Below are 21351 nucleotides of genomic sequence, written 5' to 3'. Positions count from 1 at the left end.
GTCCGGGGGTGGCGCGGGGAAGCGGAGCTGGACCTCGGCACCCCTCAGCAGCGGGCGGTGCTCGCCTTTTTGTTGTTGCGCGAGGGGGAGGCGGCGTCGATCGAGGAGATCGTGGACGCACTGTGGGGGGAGCGGGCGCCTGAGAGCGCGCGGGGCATCGTACGGACCTATCTGTCCCGGCTGCGCCGCGCATTGTCCTCCGGAGAGGACGACGATCACGTGATCGAGTCGTCGGGCGGCGGCTACGTGATGTCCCCCGGCGTGGCGTGTGCGGACTGGGACTCCTTCTGCGGACTGGTGCGCCAGGCGCGGGCCCTGCGTGCGCTCGGGAACACGGCCGAGGCGGCCGACCTGCTCGGGGACGCCTTGCGGCTGTGGCGGGGCACGCCCCTCGGGGGAGCTCGCGGCGATTACATCGACCGGGAGCGGACGCGCCTCCTTCAGAGCAGGGTGACGGTGCTGGAGGAGCGGCTGGTCCTGGATGTCGAGCTGGGCAGGCACACGGAGGTGGGCGAGGACCTGGCCGCGGCCGTGGCCGCCGAGCCGATGCGCGAGCGGCTGCGCGAACTGCAGATGATCGCCCTGTACCGGTCCGGGCGGCAGGCGGAGGCGCTGTCGGTCTACGACGAGGTGCGGCGGCTGCTCGCCGCGGAACTGGGTATCAACCCGGGCGCCGCGTTGCGGACGCTGTATCAGCGCATTTTGCATGCCGACCCCGAGCTGGCCACACCGGTGCCGCGCCCGGCCGCGGCCCTCACGACCGCGCGGCCGCCCGCCCAGTTGCCCGCCGCACCGCCCGGTTTCGTGGGCAGGGAAACGGAGCTGGCCGGCATCCAGGACATGCTCCACCCCACCGGGTGGGCGCCGGTGGTGGCGATCACCGGACTGGGCGGCATGGGCAAGACGGCGCTGGCCGTCCACGCGGCGCACACGATCCGGGACCGGTACCCGGGCGGCCAGTTCTACGCGAACCTCGGAGCGTCCAGCGGTCAGCCGACACCTGCCGCCGCCGTGCTGGCCGCCTTCCTGCGCGCCTTCGGCGTCCCGGAGGAACGGCTGCCCGCCTGCGTGGAGGAGCGGGCGGCGCTGTGGCGCACCGTGCTGGCCGACCGGCGCGTTCTCATCATGCTGGACGACGCGAACGACGCCGACCAGGTACGCCACCTGATCCCGGCCACTCCGGGCAGCGCCGTGATCGTCACCACCTGGCGGCACCTGATCGACCTGCCCGGTGTCCGCTGGATCAGGCTCGACGCCTTGTCTCCGTCCGACGCGTTGGAGATGCTCGCCCGGCTGGCCGGTCACCAGCGCGTCCTCAGCGAGCGACACGCCGCCGTCGAGCTCGTCGAACTCTGCTCCCACCAGCCGCTCGCCGTCCGCGTGGCCGCCGACCTGCTGCAGACCAGACCGCACTGGACGGTCCGTCAGGCCTGCCGGCACCTGCGGGACGTCCTGTACGGGCTCGCGGCGGCGGACCACGGCTGCACGCTGATCGAGGCGCCCTTGCTGCTCGCACATGACCGGCTCGACGCACAACAGGCCGCCGCCTTCCGGCTTGCCGCTCTGCCCGATCACGAGGACCTGACCGCGGAATCGGCCGGGGCGCTCCTCGGAGTCCCGTCGCCGCAGGCACATCGTCTCCTGGAATCCCTGGTCGACGCCAACCTGCTCCTGGCCGGGGCGGACGGAACCTATCGGTACCACAACCTCGTCCAGGCGTTCGCCCGGCGGCAAGCGTGGACGCACGAGGGCGGCGAACGGTGCGACGCCGCGCTGAGCAGGCTGCGGGTCGCCAAGGGTGCACCGCTGGTGCCAGACCTTTCCTGAATGGGGGTGAACCCGGACCCGGCGACCGCCGTACAACCATGCGGAAAACAGCGCTCGCCGATGGCCGGAAGGCAGCTCTACCTGGGCGAACGTCGGCGTGCCCACCTCGACGGACACCGGGGATGGCGATGGAACTTCAGCGGATGTCAGCCGGGATCGACGCCTCGCATCGTGGTGCCGTCGGCACTCTGGACGCGGCGCCCGGCGGGTTCTCGCATGGCCGCGAAGTCGACGGATGGAACGAAGGCAGGGCCTTGCAACCGCACGATTACCTGGGAGGCGGCCGGCCGCTCGGCGACGTCGTGCGGGCGGCCGGGCCGGTCAGGGGCGAGGCGCTCCACCGGCTCGCGCTCGGCAGCGCGACCGCCATGGCCAGGCTGCACCTGGCCGGCATCGCGGGGCTGCGGCTCCATCCGGGCAACGTCATGATCGAGGCGAACGGGCAGGTGTACGTCGCGCCGGGTCCGCGGGACAGCGAGTTCCCCTCGCGGGACGTGCGCGACTGGGCCGACGTGATCGTCTTCGCGGCGGCCGGTCGGCGGGCGGGTGAAGGCGAGGAGCCTGACCTCGACCGGCTGCTCCCGGCGGTGCGCGCGGTGATCGACGAGTGCCGGCAGGCCGATCCGGGCTCGCGCCCGACGGCTGTGGAGCTGGTGAGCATCCTGCTCGGGCATTCCGCGGCGGTCTCCCGGGCAAGCGTGGACGATCTGCTGCGGGAGGCCGAGAACCGGCTGAGACCGTACGAGCCGCCGCCCTACGAGGCCACGCTCGTGCCGACGCCCCTGTGGCGCAAGCCGGTGTTCCTCGCCGGGACGGCGATCGGCGTGTCGATCGTCGCGGCCGCGGCGGTGACCGTCGTCATGACCTCCGGATCCGCGCGGGAGCCCGATTGGCGGGACGTGCTCGGCGCCATCGACCGCCGTACCGCCACCTTCCAAGTGGCGGGCGATGGGATCATCGCTGAGGGGCGGTTCAGCTTCGACCCGGACGCCGCCACCGCGTACGAGATGCGGTTGACCTGTGGGAACGCTCCACAGGCTGTGGATGTGTCCATCGTGGGGGACAGGGGCGTGGCCGCCGGGGTGCCGTTCGACGTGGCGCGGCCGCAGTTCGAGCCGTGCGCGCAGATGGCCGCGGCATCCGTCCGGGGTTACACCTCCCCGCACACGATCAAGGCGCTGATCGACGCGGCGGGAACGGACGTGAGCGTCGCGCCGGAGCCCGGCGGCGGACTGGCGATCTCGGGCACCACCACGGCGAACCCGGGCGCGGGGCCGGCGGGCTCTCCCGGCCGGATCGCCGAAGAGGGGCCGGTCGCGTTCGAGCTGCGGCTGGCCGGCGATGGGCTGCCGGTGCGGCTCAGGCTCCAGACCAAGACCAGGGCGCAGGGGTCAACGGTCGTGGAGACGGCCTACCGTGACTGGCGCGAGTTCGAGGCGGTGACCGGGAGGTCCTGAACGCGGCGACGAAGCACGGCCGTCCCTGGACGGCCACGGGTAAGGGACCCAGCTGGTCTCCGGCTCCGCCGTCACCCCGAGATCGAGCTCGGCGGACGCCGCCGGATCGCGGATCGTGGTCCGAATGATCATAATCCCCTCTTCAGGGGACTTGGCCCGATTTATCGTTTTAATCTGGCTGTACGACCAGAGGGGCAAAGTACATGGTCGCTGCTCCCGCCGCTGGCTACAGTAAGAATTCCCTATCGGCGCGATATTTCACGATATCGGCAGCGCGAGGAGCCCCGGGCGTGAATCACCGCGTGACCGACGAAGCCATGGTCCGAGCCCTCTACCGCGAATACGGCGCCTCCCTGATGGCCTTCGCCATCCGGCTGACGGGCGGCGATCGGCGCTGGGCCGAGGACGTCGTGCAGGAGACCCTGGTCCGAGCCTGGCGCAACCTCCACGATCTCCGTACCGACTCGGGCTCGCTCATGCCCTGGCTGGCGACCGTCGCGCGCCGCGTCGTCATCGACGACCGCCGCCGCTCGGGAACGCGTCCGTTGGATACCGTCGAAGAGATCCCCGAACGTGTCCAGCCCGTGGCCGCCGAGGACGAGCGTTTGTTACGCGAGATCGTCGTGACCGACGCGATGCTCTCGTTGTCCCCGGCCCACAGGCAGGTCCTCACGGAGACGTTCCTGCTCGACCGCACGATCCAAGAGGCGGCGGAGACGATCGGCGTGCCTGTGGGCACGGTGAAGTCCCGCGTGTACTACGCCATGCGTGCCTTGCGCGTCGCATTGGAGGAAAGGGGGGTGATGTTGCCGTGACGGAGGCGCATCACGACAAGGAAAGGGGGGTGGTGCAGCCATGACCGAGGTGCATCACGAAGACGTGGCCGCGTACGCGCTCGGCCTGCTCGACGAGGACGAGCGGGCGGCGTTCGAACGCCATCTGGCGGGCTGCGCCAGCTGCGCGGACGAGGTGGGGGCGTTCGCCGAGATGGGGCAGCTGATCAGGGCCGTGCATCCGGACGATCTCCTGCCCAGCCCGCCGGACCCGCAGGTCGAGTCCCTTCTGGTACGCCGTGCCGCCACCGAGCGCCGGCGCCGCCGCATCCACCGCACGATCATGAGCGCCGCCGCGTGTGTCCTGGTCGCGGCCGGGGTCTTCCTGGCCGTCCGTTCGGTCACCGACGGCCCCAACCCCGACAGCATCCACGGCCCGGCCCGCGAGCTGCTCCTGACCGGCAGCACGTACTCCGCCACCGACCGCGCCACCGGCACCGGCGCCGTCGTCGGCCTGGAGGACAAGGGCTGGGGCACCCACGTCGCGCTGGAGCTCAAGGGCGTCAAGGGCCCGCTGCAGTGCCGCCTGCTCGCGGTGGGCGACGACGGCCGCTCCGAGGTCGTGGCCAGCTGGGGCGTCCCCGACAAGGGCTACGGCGTGCCCGGCTCCCCCGACCCCCTGGTGCTGCACGGCGGCACCAGCCTCCCGCAGGACGACCTCAACCACTTCACGATCGAGACCTTCGACGGCAGGACGCTGGCCACGATCGCGGTGTAATGCCAGCATGCGCATCGACCTGCACAGCCACAGCAACGCCTCCGACGGCACGCAGCCCCCGGCCGACGTGGTGCGCCGGGCCCGCGAGCGGGGCCTCGACGTGCTCGCGCTGACCGACCACGACACCGTGGCCGGGCATCGCGCGGCGATCGAGGCGCTGCCCGCCGGGCTGACGTTCGTGCCGGGCATGGAGTTGTCGTGCCGGCGCGCCGGGCAGAGCATCCACCTGCTCGCGTATCTCTTCGACCCGTTGGAGCCGGAGCTGAGCGCCGAGTGCGTACGCATCAGGGAAGCACGCGAGCTGCGCGGGCGGCTGACCGTGGAGCGGCTGGCCGAGCTGGGCGTGCCGGTCACCTGGGAGCAGGTGTCCGAGCTGGCCGCGGGCGGCCCGGTCGGGCGGCCGCACATCGCCCGCGCCATGGTCGCAGCCGGGGCGATCGCCGCACCCGACCTGGCGTTCACGCCGGAGTGGATCGGGACGGGCGGCCGTGCGTACGTCACCCGCTACGCGCTGGACCCCGAACAGGCGGTCCGCCTGGTACGCGCCGCGGGCGGGGTCCCGGTGCTGGCCCATCCGAAGGCGGCCAAGCGTGGCAAGGTCGTGCCCGACGAGTGGATCGCCGAGCTGGCGGGGGCCGGGTTGTTCGGGGTCGAGGCCGATCACCTGGACCACGATGCGGACGCCCGGGCCCACGTACGCGGGCTGGCCGGGGAGCTCGGGCTGGCGGTGACCGGATCGAGCGACGACCACGGCGAGCTGACCGGCCACCGGCTGGGCTGCGAGACGACGGCGCCGGAGACCTACGAGCGCCTGGTGGCCGAGGCGACGGGCGCGACGCCCGTCACCTCACCTCAGTCCGGCTTCTGAGGCGCGGAGAAGTGGGTGGCGAACCAGTCGCGGGCGTGCCCGGCCACCGCGTCCAGCGCGCCGGGCTCCTCGAACAGGTGGGTGGCTCCGGGCACGATGGTCAGCCGGCTCTCGGTCCGCAACCGTTGTTGCGCCTCCTCGTTCAGCTTCACCACCACCGGGTCCCGGCCGCCGACGACGAGCAGCGTCGGCGCGCGTACGGCGGCCAGCCGCGGCCCGGCCAGGTCCGGCCGCCCGCCGCGGGAGACGATCGCCGCGATCGTGTTGTCCGGCTCGGCGGCCGCCCACAGCGCCGCGGCGGCTCCGGTGCTCGCGCCGAAATACCCGATCGGCAGTCCATCGGCCTCCGGCTGCTCCCGCACCCAGCTCGTCCGCTGCAGCAACCGCTCGGCCAGCAGGCCGATGTCGAACACGTTCGCCCGGTCGGCCTCCTCCTCCGGCGTGAGCAGGTCGAACAGCAGTGTTCCCAGTCCCGCCTGGTTGAGCACGCCGGCCACGTAACGGTTGCGCGGGCTGAGCCGGCTGCTCCCGCTGCCGTGCACGAACACCACGATCCCCTGAGCGGCATCGGGAACGATCAGATCGCCGGCCACGTGCCACACCTCCCCACTGCCGTGCCGCTACCCCGGTAAGCCCAGGTCTACCCTGGGCCCATGCCCGTGGAACCGGAGCCCGACTGCTGGTCGCACCCGCACCTCCAGGTCCGCCCCTCGCCCATCGCCGGCGACGGCCTGTTCACCACGGCCCCCATCCCGACCGGCACCGTCGTGTCCCGGCTGGGCGGACGGCTGGTGACCTGGGCCGAGCTTCAGGACCTGTTCGCCGATCCCGGGGTCCCGTACGTCGACACCATCGCCGCGCACGGCGACCTCCACTTGGTCCTGCCGCCGGGGCGGCCGATCGGCAAGAGCAATCACAGCTGCGACCCGAACCTGTGGTGGGCCGCCCCCTACACCCTCGTCGCGCGCCGCGACCTCCGGCCGGGCGAGGAGGTCACGAACGACTACGCCACCAGCACCGCCGCGTCCGAGTTCGCCATGGAGTGCCGCTGCGGCTCTGCGCTCTGCCGCGGCCTGATCACCGGCGCCGACTGGAGCCGCGCCGACCTCCAGCAGCGTTATGGCGATCACTGGACGCCGGCCCTGCTCGGGCTCATCCGGTCCGCCTAGGTCCGGCGGCGGCGTGCGGGCCTGCGCGCCTGACGTCTTTGGCATACTGCTCGAATGTCCGATTTCGCCGAGTTTCGCGCCAAGGGACGTGCTGCCCTCCTGTCCGGTCAGGCCACCCATGACCCGCCGATCGTGGCCGGTGCCAGGCGATGGGGCGCCGCGGTCGTGCTCCGCCCCGAGGGTGAGATCGTGGACCGGCTCACGGAACTGGCCGCGACCGTCCAGGCCCCGGGCCACTGGGTGCACGGCGGCCGGACCCTGCACGTCACGCTCAGGTCCCTGGAGCCCTACCGCGACCGCATCCCCGAGGGCGACCCGCTGCGGCGGACGTACGCGGAGGCACTGACCGAGGCCGTCACCGGGCTCCCGCCGGCGAAGGTCCGCCTGAAGGGGGTGAGCCCGCATCGGGGCGGCGTGCTGGCCTACGGCCACCCGGAGGACGACACCCTGGTCACGCTGTGGAAGCGCTTCGCCTGCGCCATGGAGAGCCGCGGCGTGCGGGATCTGGAACACGGCCGGATCCGCGACCGCTGGTACGTGAGCCTCGTGCACTTCGCCGGCCCGCTCCGCAACCCCCGCGAGATCGTCGAGTGGTGCGACGCCCACGCCGGCGCCGACTTCGGTGTGGCCGAGCTGACCTCGGCCGAGGTCGTGCAGTTCGTCCCCACCGGCCGGAGGATGACCGTCAGGTCCCTCGAGCGGGCGGCCTTGGGGGAAGAGAGCGACGGGGTGTCACCCGGCCCCCATTCCTGGGTGACACCCCGCCGCCGCCCGTAGGGTCAGCCGAGCACCAACGCCGTGACGAACTGCAGCACGTGCCAGGCCACGTAAGCGCCGACCGACCAGAACGCCCACTCCTTGCTCCGCTGGATCCTCGACACCCAGCGCAGCCCCGCGACCGGCTCCTCCGGCAGGCGGACGGTCTTCGCCGCCAGGGCCGCGGCCGCCAGCCAGGTGATCCCCGAGGCGGCGACCAGCCCGTACGACAGTCCCCGCAGGAGGTCGCCCGGCGCCTCGTCGAAGGGCAACTGCCTGACCCAGGCGGCCACCACGGCGACGAGCAGCGCGACGGTGATCCGTCTGTCCTTGCGAGCCTGTCGCTTCAGCCATTTCAGATCTCGTCGTACATGATTCTTGAGCATTCGGATCACCTCCGAGTGGGTCAGCTGGTGGTACCAGCTAACCGGGAGGATCCCGAGAAGATCTGCGACCTCACCATCCGAAATTCACGACTTTTAGCGGCGTTTCACGCCATTTCCCGAATCTCTTCCGCCACGCGCTGCACTTCGGCGATGTCGCCGACCTCTTCCAGCGTGCGCACGGCTTCGGCCAAATAGGCGATGGCCGCGCCCCGTTTGCCCAGCCTGGCCGAGATCAACCCGAGCGCCCGCAGCGCGCACCCGAGGTCCCGTCTGGTCCCGCACTCCAGGTGCACGTCCCTGGCCTGCCGCGCGTAGAGCAGCGCCTCCTCGCCGCGGTCCAGGTCCAGCAGCACCATCGCCAGCGTGGTGAGCGCCGCCGCCCACCGGTCCCTGGTGCCGGTCTCGTTCTGCAGCTCGACCGTCTCCCTGGCCGGCCCGAGCGCCGCGGCCGGCCGGCCCGCCGTGAGCAGCGCCTGCGCGATCGACAGCAGCGCGCTGGCCCGGTTGGCACGCAGCTCCTCCCTGATCGCCAGCGACGCCTTCGCCGCCCGCAGGGCGGACTTGTGCAGCCCGAGCGACAGGTACGTGTACGCGAGCGTCTCCTGCACGTCCGCCTCGGCCCGCCGGTTCCCGATGCCCTGCACGATGTCGAGGGCCTCCAGCGCGTACACGAACGCCACCTGGAGCAGGCCCTGGCGGCGCCGCACCCTGGCGAGCCTGTTGAGCATGCGGGCCTCGACGGGCTCGTCGTGGATCACCCGGCTGATCGCCAGCGCCTGGTTCAGATACTCGTCGGCACGCAGGTAGTCCGACAGCCGCCAGTGCACCAGGCCGATGTCCCCGAGCGTCTCGGCCTTGCCCTGCTCGTGGTGGAGCTCGACCTGCACGGCGAGGGCCTGCTCGTAGTAGGCGAGGGCCTCGTCGTACCGGGAGCCGTTGCGTGCGATGCGGCCGAGCGCGCACAGGGCCCGGCCGCAGCCGTGCTGGTCGCCCGTGGCGGTGTAGCCGGCCAGCGCCCGCTCGGCGTCGCGCTGCGCGTCGTGCGGCAGCCGCAGCAGGTCGTAGATCTCGGCCAGGCAGAGCAGGGTCTCGGCTTCGGCGTGCTCGTCGCCCAGCTCGTGGCAGATCGACAGCGCCTCCAGGCCCTCGGACAGCGCCGCGTTGGGCTCGCCCAGGTTCTGCTGCACCCGGGCCAGGATGATCAGGCTCTGCGCGGTGCCCCTCCGGTCGCCGATCTCCTCGCGTACGTCCAGAGCCTGGCCGGCGTAGTGCAGCGCGAGCTCGTACCGCTCCTGGGACAGGTGCAGCCGGGAGAGCGTGTGCAGGCAGCCGGCCACGCCGGTGAGGTCGCCGATCTCCCGGTAGAGCTCGAGCGCCTCGCCGGCGCATGTGAGCGCGTCCTCGCTGTAGCCCGCGATGCCGTGCACCTCGGCCAGGTCGTTGAGCGCGCGGGCACGCCCCACGCTGTCCTCGAGCTCGGTGTAGTCGGCCAGCGCCTCGCCGATGAACCTGGCCGCCAGCGTCGAGGGCCCGATGTCCCGGTGGATGGAGCCCAGGTTGCCGCGCATGAGCGCGATCGCCCGCCGGTTGCCGACCTGCATGGCCGAGGTCAGCCCGGCCTGCTGGATCTCCAGATTGTTCTCGTAGAAGCGCAGCCGCCTGAACGGCTCGAACACGGCCTCGGCCAGCCGCCAGGCCATCCCGTGCGCGCCGCTCTCCTCGGCCAGCCGCACCGCCGACACCAGCGAGCGCCGCTCCGCCTCGAACCACTCGCGCGGCGTCTCCGCGTCGGCCGCGACCGCGAGGTAGTGATCGAGCAGCCGCGCCCTGGCCTCACGCACGCCGGCTTCCGCGTGCCTGCCCAGCTCCCTGGCCAGCCGCTTGACCAGGTCGTGCACCCGGTAACGCGGCCCGGGCATGGGCTCGACCAGGTACGCCCGGTGCAGCCCTTCCACCGCCGCCACGGCCTCGCTCACCGGCGCGCCCAGCGCGGCGGCCAGCACCTCAGGCGTGAAGTCCCGCCCCGGCAGCAGCCCCACGTGCCGGAACGCGCGCCGCTGCCCCGGGCTCAGCGACTCGTACGCCAGGTCAAGCGCCGACCTGAACGCCTCCTCGGGGTCGCCCACCAGCAGCCGGTCGGGCCTGCGCAGCTCCTGCACCCGGGACCGCACGCTCATGCCGGGGTTCTCGGCCAGCTTGGCCGCCGAGATCCGCAACGCGAACGGATGGTACGAGCACACCCTGGCCAGCTCGGCCAGCGCGTCCCGGTCGGCGGCCCGCGGCGAGCCCTCCCCGAGCACCGCCACCAGCAGCGCGACGGCGTTACCCGGATCGAGCACCGGCAGGTCCATGAGGTCGGCATGCCCGGTGGCCCGCAGCGGCGCCATCCGCGTCCGGCTGGTCACCAGCACCACGCAGTCCTTGCTGCCCGGCAACAACGGCCGCACCTGGCCGGGGTCGGCGGCGTTGTCGAGGATGAGCAGCAGCCTGCGGCCGGCGATCCTGCTGCGGTAGAGGAGCATCAGCTCGGCCTCGTCGGAGGCGGGCTCGCTGACGCCCAGCGAGCGCAGGATCTGGCCGAGCGCCTCGACGGTGTTCATCGGGGGCTGGCTCGGCGACTGGCCCCGGAGGTCGATCACGATCTGCCCGTCGGGGAACCGCTCGGCGTGCAGGTGGCCCCAATGTGTCACCAGCGCGGTCTTGCCCACGCCGGGTAAACCCTGCACGACCATGGTGTTCGTCCTGCGGGGCCGATCCAGCCAGGCGGTGAGCAGGTCGAGGCTCTGCTGCCGTCCGGTGAAGTCCGGCACGTCGGCAGGCAACTGGCGGGGCTTGGGCAGCTCGCCGATCGGCAGCGGGTCCGCGGGTGCGCCAGGACGGGTCAGGAACGGCGTCACCCGGCCTGTCCAAGGCGCCGACAACTGTTCCCACTCGCCCGCGGCGGCACGTAGCGCGGGCGGGTCCTCGATGCGCAGCCGCCGGTAGCCGGGGCGTACCAGCCAGCCGCGCTGGACCCACTGCTGAAGCTGGCGCTGCACCACGTCGGGGGAGCTGCCCACCAGGTCGGCCAGGGTCTCCATGGACAGCGGCGGTGCGGACTCCGACGCCAGGCCGTACCGCTCGTCGAGGTGCAGCAGCCACACGGCGAGGCGGGCGGCGACGGGGGCACGGGCGAGCGCTTCGTGCCTGCGGGCGGCCACGTTCCTGGCGAACAGCTCCTGGACCAGCGCTGTCGCCGCGGAGGGGCTGGCGGAGGCGTGTTCGCGCAGCCGCCGCATGTCGATGGGCCAGGCGCGCAGCTCGGTGAGCGCGTCCACCCGGACGCGCTCACTCGGGCTCCAGAAGGCCAGCTCGCCGATGAGGTCGCCGTCACCGCGCAGGTCGTGGATGGCCTCGCGGTCGCCTGCCGCGGTGTTGTACTCACGGGCGTAGCCGTAGTCGATGACGTAAACGCGGTTGGCGGGCCGCAATGGGGAACAAATGGTCTCGTTACGCCGGAAAACGCGCGGGCGGGCACCCTCGTCCACCAGTGACCTGAACGATCCCACCCCGGCACCACCCCCCTGCGGACGGCGGTGTCCTCGACGTGACATATGCAAACGAGCCGAACACCAGGGTGTCACATCGGCCCGAAGCCTGCCAGATCAGGCATGCACAAGATCAGAAGTGCCCGGATCAGACGCGCCCGGATCAGACGCGCCCAGATCAGACGTGCGCGGCCTCGGCGCGGTCGGGGACGAAGCGGTAGCCGACGTTGCGGACCGTGCCGATCAGCGACTCGTACTCGGTGCCGAGCTTGGCGCGCAGGCGCCGCACGTGCACGTCGACCGTCCTGGTGCCGCCGAAGTAGTCGTAGCCCCAGACCTCCTGCAGCAGCTGGGCGCGGGTGAAGACCCTGCCCGGGTGCTGCGCGAGGTACTTCAGCAGCTCGAACTCCTTGAACGTGAGGTCGAGCACCCGGCCGCGCAGTCTCGCGGTGTAGGTGGCCTCGTCGATCGCCAGGTCCCCGCTGCGGATCTCGTCGGGCACGTCCTCCGTGGCGGACTGCGAGATGCGGCCGGTCGCCATCCGTAGCCGCGCCTCGACCTCGGCCGGCCCCGCGTTGTCGAGCAGCACGTCGTCGACGCCCCACTCGGCGGTCATCGCGGCCAGCCCGCCCTCGGTCACGATCACCAGCAACGGGCAGTCGATGCCGGTCGTGCGGATCAACCGGCACAGGCTCTTGGCCTGCACGAGCTCCTTGCGCGCGTCTACGAGGACGGCGTCGGCGGGGGGTGTGTCGATCAGCGCGGATGCCTCGGCTGGAGCGACGCGGACCGAGTGGAGCAGCAACCCCAGCGCCGGGAGCACCTCGGCGGATGGCTCGAGGGCGTTGGTCAGCAGGAGCAGGTTGCTCATTACGGCCTCCTCAAACACGCAAGGACCCGGTGGCTACGTCGCCCAGGTCCTGTAGGTGAGGATATCCCACGAGTAAGTCGCGTCCATTGCACGTCCACCAGGTGAACAGCGCGTCTCCTGGAACAACCTGGTTAAGGGCGGCGCACAATGGACCAGGGGAAGATTGTGAGGATTGGCATGGCCACAGGAAAAATACGGTATTGGGCCGCGGCCAAGGAAGCGGCAGGTGTCGCGGAGGAAACGTACGAAGCGGTCACGCTTGGTGAACTAATGACCAAAATCACACAAAATCGTGCAGATCTGGCACACGTCGTGCGGCGGTGTTCGTTCCTCGTGGACGGCTCACCGGTCGGCAAACGCCCTCATGACGACGTCGTTCTGGGTGACGGCGCGACCGTTGAAGTGCTCCCTCCGTTCGCCGGCGGGTGATCGGCCGTCTTCTGAGGGAATGAGTCGATAGGCTCTTGCCCCCCGTCCAGACAGGGAGCCCCATGCGCAAGCTGATCGTTTTCCTGATCGTGCTGGTCATTCTCCTTGTCGCCGTCGACAGGGTCGCCGCGGCCGGAGTCGAGCGCGACCTGGCGAACAGGATCGCCGCCGCCGCCGACCTGTCCGGTACGCCGACCGTGACCATTGAGGGCATCCCATTTCTCACTCAGGCCGTCTCCGGGCGCTATCCGGAGGTACGGTTCAATCTCGGCACGTTCTCGTACGGCGGAGTGCCGGTGCAGAACCTGCGGGGCGCCGCCTACGACGTCACTGCTCCCCTTGCCGACGTCCTGCAGAACAGACCCACGGTCCGGGCTGATCGCGTGACCATCGCGGGCACCCTGACCAGGGCGACGATCGACAAGTACGCGCCGCAGGGCGTCAAGATCGGCGGCAACGGGCAGCGGCTCACGGCGTCGGGCGAGGTGATGATGGGGGTGAAGAAGGTGCAGTTCAACGCGGAGATGCGGGTCGAGGTGACCGACGGGGGCATCAAGCTCCAGGCCGAGAAGATCGACGGCCTGCCCGCCCAGATCGCGCAGTTCGTTTCCTACACGATCCCGTTCAAGGGGGATCTGCCCTTCGACGTGAAGGTGACCGGGGTGAAGAGCGTGGCCGAAGGATTGGAGATCTCGGCCGAAGCGTCTGACGTGCCGATTCGTGGATGACGTTGAACCGGCCCGCCCGCCGGTACGTGAAGAGGGTGTGAGTACAGCCGGCACCGCCGACGAGGAGCTCGTGAGGACCCTCTTCGACGAGCACGCCGGGCCACTCTACGGATACGTGCTGCGACTGACCGGTGACTCTGGACGGGCGGAGGATGTCGTGCAGGAGACGCTGCTGCGGGCTTGGCGGCACCCTGACGCGCTCTCCGGCCGGCCGATCCGCGCGTGGTTGTTCACGGTGGCCCGCAACCTCGTCGTCGACCAGCACCGCGCCAAGAAGGCCAGGCCGCCGGAGACCGGCGACGAGGCGCTGGCGGTCCTGCCCGCCGAGGACGAGCTGGAGCGCGCGGTCGAGTCGTGGGCGGTGGCCGAGGCGCTGGCCGCGCTGCGGCCGGAGCACCGCGAGGTGCTGATGGAGGTCTACTACCGGGGGAGATCGGTGAAGGAGGCGTCGGCGACGCTGGGCATTCCGCCGGGAACGGTCAAGTCGCGCACGTACTACGCGCTGCGCGCGCTCAAGCTCGCCCTCGAGGAGCGGGGGCTGGCGCCGTGATGACGTGTGAGGAGGTACGGCTGGCCCTGGGCGCGCACGCCCTGGGCGCGCTCGACCCTGACGAGGCCCTGGAGATCGACAACCACCTGGCGACCTGCGAGGCGTGCGGTGCTGAGCTGCTGGAGCTGGACGGCGTGGCCGCGTTCCTGGGGAAGGTGTCGGAACGCGACATCGAGCTGGTGGCCAGCCCGCCGCGCCAGGTGCTCGACCGGCTGCTGAACGCCCGCGCCAAGCGCAGCAGGCGCGGCCGCCTGCTCCTGGTCGCCGCGGCCTCGGTCGCGCTGCTCGGGCTCGGCGGCACGATCTGGACGGTCATCCAGGAGAGCGCCGTCCAGCGGCAGGAGTCATCGTCTGCGGCGGCTCCCGCGGCCACCCCGTCGCAGCTGCGATCGCCGATGGAGCAGGCTGAGCCCCGCATCGCCGCGGAGAGCGACCGGGCGGCCAGCGACCAGCGGGCAGCGAGCCCGCGGGCGTCGGCGAGCGAGACGCCGGCGACGCCCAAGAAGGTGGTCGCCGGCCGCAAATTCACCGGCGAGAACGAGGCCGAGCAGTATTACGCCACCGTGATGGCCTGGCCGCTCAGCGGTGGGGGCACGGAGCTCGGTGTGCAGGTCAGCGGCGTGCCGGTGGACACCAACTGCCGCGTCCTCGTCGTGGGCAAGGACGGGCGCGAGGAGTTCACGGACAGCTGGATCATCAGCCGCGAGGCTTATGTGGACAACGCCCCGTTCAAGAGCACCACCACGCTTGCCATGAAGAACATCGCCAGGTTCGACGTCGTCGACCAGATGGGGAAGTTGCTCGTCAGCGTCAAGGTCACCGGGAAGTAAACCGCGGCCGTGTGTGGTTGCACGATGCGTGACGGGTTTGTGGGTTGTGCTGGCGACGCTGGCGCTCGGAACGGTGATCGGGGTGGTGTTCCTGCGCCGCAACGGACGGGTGCGTGACACGGACGGCTCGCGGGATCGGCTGTCCGCCGCCGATCTCGGGGCCGGGCTGGGGGAGCGGGCGACGCTGGTGCAGTTCTCGACCGCGTTCTGCCAGCCGTGCCGGGCCACCAGGCGGATCCTGGCCGACGTCAGCGAGCTCGTGCCCGGGGTGAGCCACGTCGAGATCGACGCCGAGTCCCGGCTGGACCTGGTGCGCCGGCTGGACATCATGCGGACGCCGACCGTCCTGGTGCTCGATGCGGCAGGAAATATTGTGAAAAGGGCCTCTGGGCAGCCGCGTAAGGCCGATGTGCTGGCGGCGCTCGCGGCGGCCGTACCGGGCTCATGAGTGCAACGTTTGTCTCACGAGTTGTCTCATCAATCGGACGAGATGTGACAGATGACGAGACGCCGAGTAGTGTCGTCCGCATGAACCCAACGACAGAGCTGCTCACAAAGCGGCGCGCGGTTGATTTTTGCCGTGTGACCACCGCGCTCTGTCGCGCTGCCTGAGGACGGTCTCGCGCGGATATCCGATCCGCCCCAATCGACCCTTCAGGAGCATCCCACGATGCGTGCCGATCCTAGAGCGCTGCGCTTCGGCGCGGCCGTCACAACCGTGGTCCTCACCTTCGTCCTGGTGACCCAGAGTGCCTGGCTGCTTGTCGCCCAGGTCGTGGTCTTCGCGTTCGGGGTCGCGGGGCGCTCGCCGTACACGGTGCTCTTCAAGGCGCTCGTCAGGAGTGCTCCGAAGGAGACCGAGGACGCCCGCCCGCCGCGGTTCGCGCAGGGGGTGGGGCTGGTCTTCGCGGTCGCGGGCCTGGTCGGATATGTCGCCGGGATCATGCCGCTGGCCCTCGTGGCCACGGCCGCGGCTCTCCTCGCCGCTTTCCTCAACGCAGCCTTCGGATTCTGCCTTGGCTGCGAGATGTACCTGCTCATTCGCCGACTACTGCCCGCTGCCAACATGGAGGTACCCAAATGAGCCGCTCCGCCGCCCTGGTGGACGCTGACTGGGTCGAGGCCAACCTCGACACTCCCGGCGTCGTTCTCGTCGAGGTCGACGAGGACGTCAGCGCCTACGACAAGGGCCACATCCGTGGCGCCGTGAAGGTTGACTGGCGGCAGGACCTGCAGGACCCGGTCCGCCGCGACTTCGTGGACAAGACCGGTTTCGAGGCCTTGCTGTCCGACCGCGGCATTTCCAACGACGACACCGTCGTGCTCTACGGCGGCAACAACAACTGGTTCGCCGCTTACGCGTACTGGTACTTCAAGCTCTACGGCCACGACAACGTGAAGCTGCTCGACGGCGGCCGCAAGAAGTGGGAGCTCGACTCCCGCGAGCTGGTCAGGGACGTGCCGCAGCGGTCCAAGACGCAATACGTCGCCCAGGAGCAGGACAAGGCGATCCGCGCCTTCCGCGACGACGTGGTCACCGCCATCGGCAAGCTCAACCTGGTCGACGTGCGCTCGCCCGACGAGTTCACCGGCAAGCTGCTCGCTCCCGCCCACCTGCCGCAGGAGCAGGCGCAGCGCGCGGGCCACGTGCCCACCGCCCGCAACATCCCGTGGTCCAAGGCGGCCAACGACGACGGCACCTTCAAGGCCGACGACGACCTGCGCACCCTCTACCAGGAGGCCGGGGTCGACTTCGGCAAGGACACCATCGCCTACTGCCGCATCGGCGAGCGCTCGGCGCACACGTGGTTCGTGCTGCACGAGATCCTCGACCAGGCCAACGTGAAGAACTACGACGGTTCGTGGACCGAGTACGGCTCGCTCGTGGGCGTGCCGATCGAGCTGGGGGAGGCCCGCTGATGACGACTGCACAGGGTTGCGGAGCGCCGGAACAGACCATCGCGCTGCCGGCCGGTATCGACCTGTCCACCCAGGCCGTGATCCAGGGCGTGGTGACCGGCGCGGGCACCGCCTACGCGCGGCTGCTCGACCACTCGGGCGAGTTCACCGGTGAGGTCGTCGTGTCCGACGACGGCGTCTTCCGCTTCTTCGCCGCTCCCGGTGACTGGACCGTCCGCATCATCGCGGGCGGCGGCGTTACCAGGGACATTCAGGTGGAGGCCAAGCTGGGCGAGGTCGCCTCGCTCGCCGTCGCCGTCTGACCATTGGCGTCATGAAGGCCCGCGTCTTTCGGACGCGGGCCTTTCGCGTGCAACCGATTCGGGCGCGGCGGTGTTGTAGTCCATGTGAGTGGGATCGATCCGGTGTGCAAGGCGCTGCTCGACGACCTCGACGAGGGGTTCGCCGAGCTGTATGCCGCCTACCGCAACCTCGTCTTCTCGACCGCGTTGCGGCTGAGCGGGCGCTGGGCCTGCGCCGAGGACCTGACGGCGGAGGCGTTCCTCCGGGCGTACCGCGCGCTGGCCGGCTATGACCGCGACCGCATCGCCGCGCTGCAGCCGCGGGCGTGGCTGATGACGGTGCTGATGAACCTCTGGCGCAACTGGGCTCGCACCAAGGCCCGTAAACCGCCGCCCGACCTGCGCGACGAGCCGGTGGACGCCGTCGATCCCGGTCAGGACGTCGAGGCGGCCGCGGTACGCCGCGAGACCGGAGACGAGCTGGCCGAGCTGCTGAGGCAGCTGCCCGAGGAGCAGCGGGCGGCGGTGGTGCTCAGGCACGTCGTCGACCTGCCGATCAGCGAGATCGCCACCGTGCTCAAGATCCCGCAGGGCACGGTCAAGTCGCATGTGTCGCGGGGGTTGCGGCGGCTACGCGCACTGGGAGGTGCCCGATGACGGAGAACCGCACGCCTGCCGGTGGAACGGGGGACCGCTTGCTCGCCGGGCTGGCGGGGTTGGCCGCCGACGCGCCGGACGGGCTGCTCGACCGGATCGCCGCCCGATGGGTGAGCGTGCCGGGGCCGATCGGGGAGCTGCGGGTCGCGTTCACCGACCAGGGCGTGGCGTACGTGCACGCCGGCGACGGGTTCGCCGAGGCGTTCAGGGCCCGGTTCGGCCGGCCGCTGCTGCCTGCCGGAGCTCGCACCAGGCCGCCCGCGGGCCTCCTGCCCGCGCTACGCACCGGCCGCGCCGCCGGGCTGCGGCTGGACCTGCGCGGGATGAGCGACTTCCAGCGTGACGTGCTGGAGACGGCGCGGACGATCCCCCGGGGCGAGGTACGCCCCTACGCGTGGATCGCCGCCCGCATCGGCCGGCCCAAGGCCGTGCGCGCCGTGGGCACGGCGCTGGCGAACAACCCGGTGCCGCTGCTGCTCCCGTGCCACCGGGTCACCAGATCGGACGGCGCGGCAGGCGAGTACGTGTTCGGCACACCGGCCAAGGAGCGCCTCCTGCTGGCCGAGGGCGTCGACCTGGAGCGGCTGCGCCGGTTGGCCGGGGAGCGTGTCTTCTACCTGGCCAGCGACACCACGGGCATCGTCTGCTTCCCGACGTGCCACAACGCCAGGCGCATCGCACCGGCCCACCGGCACGGCTTCCGCACCCTCGCTCTGGCCAGAGCCGCCGGTTACCGCCCGTGCCGCACCTGCCGTCCCGCCCAGGGCCTGGCGAGCCAGGCGTCGGGCCCGGGCTCAGGGCTTGGTGGGATGTAGGCGTCAGGCCCGGGCTCAGGGCTTGGTGGGATGTAGGCGTCAGGCCCGGGCTCAGGGCTTGGTGGGATAGCGCATCAGCAGCGTGGCGCGGACGATGTCGGGGCCGTGCGCCCGGTAGCCGTGCGGCACGTCGGAGCGCCACGAGATGTGGTCCCCCGGCCCGGCCGTCAGCGGCTCCTTGATCGGGCCCGCGCTCAGCGTGCCGCTGAAGACCGTGACGTGCTCGGTGACGCCCTCGTGGTGCGCGGGGGAGGTCTGCGTGAGACCGGGCGGGACGCGTACGCGATAGAGCTCGTACGTGACGCGCTCGTCCTCGAACACCTCGAGCAGCTCGGCCTCCATCGCCGTGCCCCGCATGATCTGCGGCTCGGGCGGCGGGTCGAGAATGGCCCCGATCGGCACGCCCAGCTGCGCCGTGATCGCCCAGAGGGTCTCCAGCGTCGGGCTGAGCGTGCCCGTCTCGACCGCGGCCAGGGTGTCCTTGCCGATGCCGGCACGCGTGGCGAGCCCGGACAGCGAGACCCCGCGCTCCTGCCGTAGCCGCCGCAGCCGGTCTCCCACCACACGAGGGTCGGCGTCGAACGCCGGGAGCGGCTCCATATCCGTCATGGTGCCGCAGACGACGCGCCGCGTCGCGGGCTTCCCCTCCCGATAATTCTTCTGTCACTGCTCAGGGACGTGGCCGGTCCAGAGCGTGCTTTCTCGGGTTGCGGCTGCGACACAAGAGACAGACCGATACGATTCGACAGGTGTCCGGTTCGACAGGTGTGATGGCGCCCCCGCGACCTGGGCCTACGCCGGCTCAGCGGATGCCGTCGCCGTACTCGCTGCCCCTGCACGCGCTACGCCTCGCGGGGAAATGCGCGTTGCCTCTCATTCTCTGGTTCGCGGCCGGCGAGCTGGCGCGCTTCGTGCTGTTGTACGGCGCCACCGAGGTCGCCTACGGAGACGCCAGGCAGCTCCGCCTGATCGCCGTCATGACGCTGCTCACGCTCATCGTCATGACGGCGATGACCGTCACCACCGGCATGCTGTACACGCTGCGCGGCGCGTTGTGGGAGATGCGCGCCAGGGCCGGGGAGGGCGTGGCGGAGGAGCGTTTCTTCCGCGTGCTGGATCGGGTGGCCCCGGTGTTCGCGGTGCTCTACCTCGCATGGGGCTTCCAGCGGGAGGACGCCAGGGACGTCTACCAGATGGACATCTTCCATCACTTCTACGACCTGACGGATGCGGCGTGGTTCGGTGAGGAGACCGACGTCGGCAGGGGGCTCACCGACCTCGACTGGCGGGTCTCGCTCGGCGCGATGGTCGTCACCTTCGGGTTGAAGATGCTCTTCGCGAAGTTCGTGGAGCAGGGCAAGGGCAAGTTCTACGGTTTCCTCGCGGCCTTCTCCGAGTTCGCCTTCGTCTTCTACGGGCTCAACGCCACCGTGGCCATCGCCGACGCCCGCTCGGAGTGGATGGAGCACAGGAATGTGGTCGCCGGGACCTCGGATCTCTGGGAGCAGGCCCAGAAGACCGTGCCGGCGTGGGACGCCGTCACCGGTGTGTTCGGAGACTTCTGGCCGCTGTTCATCGGGGCCGTCGCGGTTCCGCTGGCCTGGCTCACCGTGGCGATGCTGGTCTTCGGCGCCTTCTCCGACGAGGCCCGCACTCTGGTGAAGGGCACGCGCCTGGAGAAGGGCGTGGACCGGCTGGAGAGCAGCCACGACCTCACGCAGAAGTCGTTCAATCAGGTCACCGGGGGTTTCCGGGATCGCTGGGTGCCGCTGGCCAACGCCCTGCGCATGGTGTTCAAGAGCGGCGCTCCGGTGTTCGGCATGATGTGCCTGTGCTACGTGGCCATCACGGTGGCGGGGGAGTACGGCCAGCGGGCGTTGCTGACGCTCATCGGCACGCGGGAGGAGTGGGTCTGGGTCTACCAGGGCGCGCCGGTGTCGTTCGTGCGGGAGATGCTGCAGACGGTGCTCACCATGGCGCTGCTGGCGGCGACGTACGACATCGCCGCCACCCGGGCCCGGCTGAACGGCGAGCCGCTCAACGACGCCTGAACCTCAGCACCTCGACGTCCTTCCCCAGCTTCTCCACGGCCTCCCGGTTGAAGAGATCCTTCGTGGGCGTGTCCGAGCGGTAGGTGCTGGGCCGGAACGAGAGCTCGACCTCGTTCACCACCGCGGTCGGCACGATCGCCATCCCCTGGATCTTGTACTCCTGACCCACCTCCAACCGGTCCGTCGGCCGGTTACCCACCGGCTCGATCGGGACCGCCCACTCGCGGCCGGCCCGGTCCTGCAGCTTGACCTCGCCGGGTTCGGCAGTCATGGTCGCGCTGCTCTCGTCGAGGACCTTCTTCGTGATGTCCACCTTCAGCCAGGTCACCTCGGGCCCGTGCTTGTTGCCCGCGGGCGGCTTCATGGGCGCGATCGCGGCCTTCCACTCGATCTTGTGCGCCGTGCCGGCCTGGCCGGGGGGCACGGAGATCTCCCTGGTCTCCTTGGTGGTCTGCTTCTCGTAGAAGACGTAGCCGTCATAGGCGTACGCCGCCGTGGTGGCGAGGGACACCACGATGGCGCCGACGGCGACCAGGAGCGTACGACGCCGCCGGCGGGGGGCGGCGGCAGGCTGCGGGGCCTCCTGCGGGCTGTCGGGCGCGCGCGGCGCGGCTTGCGGGCCGTCGGACGGAGGCGGCTCCGGAGGGCCTGACGGGGCACTGTCTCTTATACACATCT

General features: G+C 70.8%; 24 protein-coding genes and 1 pseudogene. 19 read left to right on the top strand and 6 right to left on the bottom strand.

Going from position 1 to position 21351, the window contains the following annotated elements; genetic code table 11:
• The 5 genes from ETD86_RS38690 to ETD86_RS38670 form a co-directional block, all read left to right on the top strand.
• On the top strand, positions 1 to 1827 hold a 1827-nt coding region (locus tag ETD86_RS38690), incomplete at its 5' end, for an AfsR/SARP family transcriptional regulator (RefSeq protein WP_211370585.1).
• 143 nt (positions 1828 to 1970) lie between these two features.
• The gene (locus ETD86_RS38685; RefSeq protein WP_138671611.1) at positions 1971 to 3284 is read left to right on the top strand and encodes a protein kinase family protein; all 1314 of its coding nucleotides are present in this window, start codon (positions 1971 to 1973) and stop codon (positions 3282 to 3284) included.
• Positions 3285 to 3574: 290 nt separating this feature from the next.
• On the top strand, positions 3575 to 4099 hold the full coding sequence (locus ETD86_RS38680) for a sigma-70 family RNA polymerase sigma factor (protein WP_246148869.1): 525 nt from the start codon (positions 3575 to 3577) through the stop codon (positions 4097 to 4099).
• Between the two features lie 40 nt (positions 4100 to 4139).
• On the top strand, positions 4140 to 4835 hold the full coding sequence (locus tag ETD86_RS38675; RefSeq protein ID WP_138671610.1) for an anti-sigma factor: 696 nt from the start codon (positions 4140 to 4142) through the stop codon (positions 4833 to 4835).
• Positions 4836 to 4842: 7 nt separating this feature from the next.
• Positions 4843 to 5703, top strand: a complete 861-nt coding sequence (locus ETD86_RS38670; RefSeq protein ID WP_138671609.1) for a PHP domain-containing protein — start codon at positions 4843 to 4845, stop codon at positions 5701 to 5703.
• Here the strand turns inward: ETD86_RS38670 and ETD86_RS38665 are convergent.
• The gene (locus ETD86_RS38665; RefSeq protein WP_138671608.1) at positions 5688 to 6296 is read right to left on the bottom strand and encodes a dienelactone hydrolase family protein; all 609 of its coding nucleotides are present in this window, start codon (positions 6294 to 6296) and stop codon (positions 5688 to 5690) included. The two genes, ETD86_RS38670 and ETD86_RS38665, sit on opposite strands and share 16 nt — an antisense overlap.
• A gap of 60 nt (positions 6297 to 6356) precedes the next feature.
• On the opposite strand from ETD86_RS38665, the gene ETD86_RS38660 reads away from it, so the two are divergent.
• Positions 6357 to 6872: an SET domain-containing protein gene (locus ETD86_RS38660; RefSeq protein ID WP_138671607.1), complete on the top strand. Its 516-nt coding sequence runs from the start codon at positions 6357 to 6359 to the stop codon at positions 6870 to 6872.
• 54 nt (positions 6873 to 6926) lie between these two features.
• On the top strand, positions 6927 to 7649 hold the full coding sequence (locus tag ETD86_RS38655) for a hypothetical protein (protein ID WP_138671606.1): 723 nt from the start codon (positions 6927 to 6929) through the stop codon (positions 7647 to 7649).
• A gap of 2 nt (positions 7650 to 7651) precedes the next feature.
• On the opposite strand, the gene ETD86_RS38650 is transcribed toward ETD86_RS38655, so the two are convergent.
• The 3 genes from ETD86_RS38650 to ETD86_RS38640 form a co-directional block, all read right to left on the bottom strand.
• Positions 7652 to 8014 carry a hypothetical protein gene (locus ETD86_RS38650; protein WP_138671605.1) on the bottom strand — a complete coding sequence of 121 codons (363 nt, stop codon included), beginning with the start codon at positions 8012 to 8014 and terminating at the stop codon, positions 7652 to 7654.
• A 104-nt stretch (positions 8015 to 8118) separates the two neighbouring features.
• A complete protein-coding gene (locus tag ETD86_RS38645) occupies positions 8119 to 11562 on the bottom strand; it encodes a tetratricopeptide repeat protein (RefSeq protein WP_170223488.1) in 3444 nt (1147 codons plus the stop codon).
• A 157-nt stretch (positions 11563 to 11719) separates the two neighbouring features.
• The gene (locus tag ETD86_RS38640; RefSeq protein WP_138671603.1) at positions 11720 to 12412 is read right to left on the bottom strand and encodes a response regulator transcription factor; all 693 of its coding nucleotides are present in this window, start codon (positions 12410 to 12412) and stop codon (positions 11720 to 11722) included.
• A 177-nt stretch (positions 12413 to 12589) separates the two neighbouring features.
• Between ETD86_RS38640 and ETD86_RS38635 the strand changes: the two genes are divergently transcribed.
• From ETD86_RS38635 to ETD86_RS38590, 11 genes are all read left to right on the top strand, one after another.
• Positions 12590 to 12841, top strand: coding sequence for a MoaD/ThiS family protein (locus ETD86_RS38635; protein WP_138671602.1), 252 nt, complete (start codon positions 12590 to 12592; stop codon positions 12839 to 12841).
• A gap of 62 nt (positions 12842 to 12903) precedes the next feature.
• Complete coding sequence (locus ETD86_RS38630) at positions 12904 to 13569, top strand: LmeA family phospholipid-binding protein (protein WP_138671601.1); 666 nt, start codon at positions 12904 to 12906, stop codon at positions 13567 to 13569.
• Between the two features lie 37 nt (positions 13570 to 13606).
• Positions 13607 to 14119 (top strand): sigma-70 family RNA polymerase sigma factor, encoded by a 513-nt coding sequence (locus ETD86_RS38625; RefSeq protein ID WP_138671600.1) that lies wholly within the window; start codon positions 13607 to 13609, stop codon positions 14117 to 14119.
• Entirely contained in the window at positions 14119 to 14949 is an 831-nt protein-coding gene (locus tag ETD86_RS38620; RefSeq protein ID WP_246148871.1) for an anti-sigma factor family protein, read from the top strand. The genes ETD86_RS38625 and ETD86_RS38620 overlap by 1 nt, the downstream gene beginning before the upstream one ends.
• 28 nt (positions 14950 to 14977) lie before the next feature.
• Positions 14978 to 15397 (top strand): thioredoxin family protein, encoded by a 420-nt coding sequence (locus tag ETD86_RS38615; protein WP_138671598.1) that lies wholly within the window; start codon positions 14978 to 14980, stop codon positions 15395 to 15397.
• On the top strand, positions 15394 to 15561 hold the full coding sequence (locus tag ETD86_RS60340; RefSeq protein ID WP_425465683.1) for a putative leader peptide: 168 nt from the start codon (positions 15394 to 15396) through the stop codon (positions 15559 to 15561). The genes ETD86_RS38615 and ETD86_RS60340 overlap by 4 nt, the downstream gene beginning before the upstream one ends.
• Before the next feature lie 58 nt (positions 15562 to 15619).
• The gene (locus ETD86_RS38610) at positions 15620 to 16033 is read left to right on the top strand and encodes a DUF4395 domain-containing protein (RefSeq protein WP_138671597.1); all 414 of its coding nucleotides are present in this window, start codon (positions 15620 to 15622) and stop codon (positions 16031 to 16033) included.
• The gene (locus tag ETD86_RS38605) at positions 16030 to 16869 is read left to right on the top strand and encodes a sulfurtransferase (protein WP_138671596.1); all 840 of its coding nucleotides are present in this window, start codon (positions 16030 to 16032) and stop codon (positions 16867 to 16869) included. Before ETD86_RS38610 ends, ETD86_RS38605 begins: the two co-directional genes overlap by 4 nt.
• On the top strand, positions 16869 to 17171 hold the full coding sequence (locus ETD86_RS38600) for a DUF1416 domain-containing protein (protein WP_138671595.1): 303 nt from the start codon (positions 16869 to 16871) through the stop codon (positions 17169 to 17171). Before ETD86_RS38605 ends, ETD86_RS38600 begins: the two co-directional genes overlap by 1 nt.
• 84 nt (positions 17172 to 17255) lie before the next feature.
• On the top strand, positions 17256 to 17807 hold the full coding sequence (locus ETD86_RS38595) for an RNA polymerase sigma factor (protein ID WP_246148867.1): 552 nt from the start codon (positions 17256 to 17258) through the stop codon (positions 17805 to 17807).
• Positions 17804 to 18622 carry a methylated-DNA--[protein]-cysteine S-methyltransferase gene (locus ETD86_RS38590; protein WP_138671594.1) on the top strand — a complete coding sequence of 273 codons (819 nt, stop codon included), beginning with the start codon at positions 17804 to 17806 and terminating at the stop codon, positions 18620 to 18622. The genes ETD86_RS38595 and ETD86_RS38590 overlap by 4 nt, the downstream gene beginning before the upstream one ends.
• Positions 18623 to 18673: 51 nt before the next feature.
• Here ETD86_RS38590 and ETD86_RS38585 read toward each other — a convergent pair whose 3' ends face one another.
• Complete coding sequence (locus ETD86_RS38585) at positions 18674 to 19222, bottom strand: helix-turn-helix domain-containing protein (RefSeq protein ID WP_138671593.1); 549 nt, start codon at positions 19220 to 19222, stop codon at positions 18674 to 18676.
• 266 nt (positions 19223 to 19488) lie between these two features.
• Between ETD86_RS38585 and ETD86_RS38580 the strand changes: the two genes are divergently transcribed.
• Positions 19489 to 20673: a hypothetical protein gene (locus ETD86_RS38580; RefSeq protein ID WP_138671592.1), complete on the top strand. Its 1185-nt coding sequence runs from the start codon at positions 19489 to 19491 to the stop codon at positions 20671 to 20673.
• Here the strand turns inward: ETD86_RS38580 and ETD86_RS38575 are convergent.
• Positions 20660 to 21351 (bottom strand): annotated as a pseudogene (locus ETD86_RS38575) (hypothetical protein); the annotation flags it as partial. The gene ETD86_RS38580 and the pseudogene ETD86_RS38575 overlap by 14 nt on opposite strands.

It is taken from the genome of Nonomuraea turkmeniaca (genome assembly GCF_005889735.1).
GTDB lineage: Bacteria > Actinomycetota > Actinomycetes > Streptosporangiales > Streptosporangiaceae > Nonomuraea > Nonomuraea turkmeniaca.
This window is presented reverse-complemented; position numbering and strand designations above follow the sequence as displayed.

Coding starts and splice junctions, on each gene's coding strand:
- ETD86_RS38685 (WP_138671611.1), top strand. CDS start 1,971: ATGTCAGCCGGGATCGACGCCTCGCATCGTGGTGCCGTCGGCACTCTG.
- ETD86_RS38675 (WP_138671610.1), top strand. CDS start 4,140: ATGACCGAGGTGCATCACGAAGACGTGGCCGCGTACGCGCTCGGCCTG.
- ETD86_RS38670 (WP_138671609.1), top strand. CDS start 4,843: ATGCGCATCGACCTGCACAGCCACAGCAACGCCTCCGACGGCACGCAG.
- ETD86_RS38660 (WP_138671607.1), top strand. CDS start 6,357: ATGCCCGTGGAACCGGAGCCCGACTGCTGGTCGCACCCGCACCTCCAG.
- ETD86_RS38655 (WP_138671606.1), top strand. CDS start 6,927: ATGTCCGATTTCGCCGAGTTTCGCGCCAAGGGACGTGCTGCCCTCCTG.
- ETD86_RS38650 (WP_138671605.1), bottom strand. CDS start 8,014: ATGCTCAAGAATCATGTACGACGAGATCTGAAATGGCTGAAGCGACAG.
- ETD86_RS38640 (WP_138671603.1), bottom strand. CDS start 12,412: ATGAGCAACCTGCTCCTGCTGACCAACGCCCTCGAGCCATCCGCCGAG.
- ETD86_RS38635 (WP_138671602.1), top strand. CDS start 12,590: ATGGCCACAGGAAAAATACGGTATTGGGCCGCGGCCAAGGAAGCGGCA.
- ETD86_RS38630 (WP_138671601.1), top strand. CDS start 12,904: ATGCGCAAGCTGATCGTTTTCCTGATCGTGCTGGTCATTCTCCTTGTC.
- ETD86_RS38620 (WP_246148871.1), top strand. CDS start 14,119: ATGACGTGTGAGGAGGTACGGCTGGCCCTGGGCGCGCACGCCCTGGGC.
- ETD86_RS60340 (WP_425465683.1), top strand. CDS start 15,394: ATGAGTGCAACGTTTGTCTCACGAGTTGTCTCATCAATCGGACGAGAT.
- ETD86_RS38610 (WP_138671597.1), top strand. CDS start 15,620: ATGCGTGCCGATCCTAGAGCGCTGCGCTTCGGCGCGGCCGTCACAACC.
- ETD86_RS38605 (WP_138671596.1), top strand. CDS start 16,030: ATGAGCCGCTCCGCCGCCCTGGTGGACGCTGACTGGGTCGAGGCCAAC.
- ETD86_RS38600 (WP_138671595.1), top strand. CDS start 16,869: ATGACGACTGCACAGGGTTGCGGAGCGCCGGAACAGACCATCGCGCTG.
- ETD86_RS38590 (WP_138671594.1), top strand. CDS start 17,804: ATGACGGAGAACCGCACGCCTGCCGGTGGAACGGGGGACCGCTTGCTC.
- ETD86_RS38585 (WP_138671593.1), bottom strand. CDS start 19,222: ATGGAGCCGCTCCCGGCGTTCGACGCCGACCCTCGTGTGGTGGGAGAC.